This is a genomic window from Kitasatospora sp. NPDC091257, from assembly GCF_044757675.1.
GTDB lineage: Bacteria > Actinomycetota > Actinomycetes > Streptomycetales > Streptomycetaceae > Kitasatospora > Kitasatospora lactacystinica.
On record NZ_JBIVVI010001714.1, the window covers coordinates 1 to 1372 of the forward strand.

The 1372-nt window shown below is 78.8% G+C and carries 2 protein-coding genes; both read right to left on the reverse strand.

From position 1 onward, the window contains the following. Positions 1 to 804: ANTAR domain-containing protein (locus ACIQOV_RS41480; protein WP_401056333.1), on the reverse strand; the 804-nt coding region annotated here is incomplete at its 3' end. 88 nt (positions 805 to 892) lie between these two features. Further along, on the reverse strand, positions 893 to 1255 hold the full coding sequence (locus tag ACIQOV_RS41485; RefSeq protein ID WP_401056335.1) for a response regulator: 363 nt from the start codon (positions 1253 to 1255) through the stop codon (positions 893 to 895). Positions 1256 to 1372: the final 117 nt, after the last annotated feature.

Consider the following 1372-nt stretch of genomic DNA (forward strand, 5'->3'; position numbering starts at 1 on the left):
GGTCGCGCAGAGGTCGGCGAGGGCGTACAGCCCCCGGCGCCGGGCCGGGCCGAGCACCGGGGCGGAATCGGGGCCGGTGGCCGGCCAGAGCAGCTCCAGCGCGCCCGTGCGGCGGCGCCGGTCGAGCAGCGGGACGACCGCCCGGGCGGCGGCTCCGCCGACCGAGGGACCGTCCGCCCCCGGTTCGCCGGGCCACAGCTCGGCTCCCCCGCCGACGACCAGTTGCGCCGGGGTGGGGACGCCGGGCGGTACCCGGGACCAGCCGGCCGCCTCCTCGGCACGGAGCCCGGCGTGCGCGGCGAGGGCGAGCGCGCCGCCGGGCAGCCGCTGCCAGACGGCCACGGCGCGGACGCCGAGCGCCGCCGCGGCCTGGTCCAGCACGGCCCCGGCGGCGTGCTCCAGGTCGGGCGCGGAGGCGAGTGCGGGCGCGACGGGCGGGCCGGCCTCGGGCGGTTCGGCGGCGGGGAGGCCGAATGCCGCCGGTCCGGGTCCGCCGTCCGGGCCCTGTCCCGGTTCCGTTCCCGGTTCCTGGCCCGGCTCCGGGAGGCGCGCGATGTCCGTCGCCAGGACGAGCACCGGCACGCCCGACTCCCGGGCCAGCCGGGCGAGGTGCGCGGCGGCCTCGGCGACGGGCAGGCCGAGCCGCTCGGCCAGGATGCCGGTGGCGAGGTCGACGGCGGCCCTGGTCCGCGCCTCGGCGTGCGCGCGGGCGGCGGCCGCCCGGAGACGACGGACGGTTTCGGCCAGGGCCCGGGCGGTGCGCTCCGCGGCCTCCTGCGCCGCGGCCTCCTGCTCGGCGGTCACGGCGCGCCCCGGGACCGGGGCGCGGTGCCTGCCCGACGAGCAGCGGTGCCCGAGTGCCGGGCCGCGGTTCCCCCGCGCCGGGCAGCGGTCATGACGCGTCCAGCCATTCCCGCATCCGCTCCAGCAGCCGGCCGGTGTCGACCGGCTTGGTGATGTGGTCGTCGGCCCCGGCGGCCAGGCTGCGGTCCCGGTCGCCGGGCATGGCCTTGGCGGTGACGGCGACGACCGGCAGCTGATCGAAGCGGGCGTCGGCGCGGATCTCCGCGATGGCGGCGTAGCCGTCCAGTTCGGGCATCATGACGTCCATCAGCACCAGGTCGGTCTCCGGGTGGGCGCGCAGCAGGTCGAGCCCGGCGCGGCCGTCGGCCGCGTGCAGGATGGTCAGCCCGTGCCGTTCCAGGGCGGCGGTGAGCGCGAAGACGTTGCGGATGTCGTCGTCGACGATCAGCACGGTCCTTCCGGCGAGCGGTCCCGCCACGACCGGCCGGCCGGGGCTGTGAGAGCATCGAGGTCCATGGAGATGACAACGGCTCTGTGGTCCTTCGCCCTCGTCGTGTGGCTGCTCACC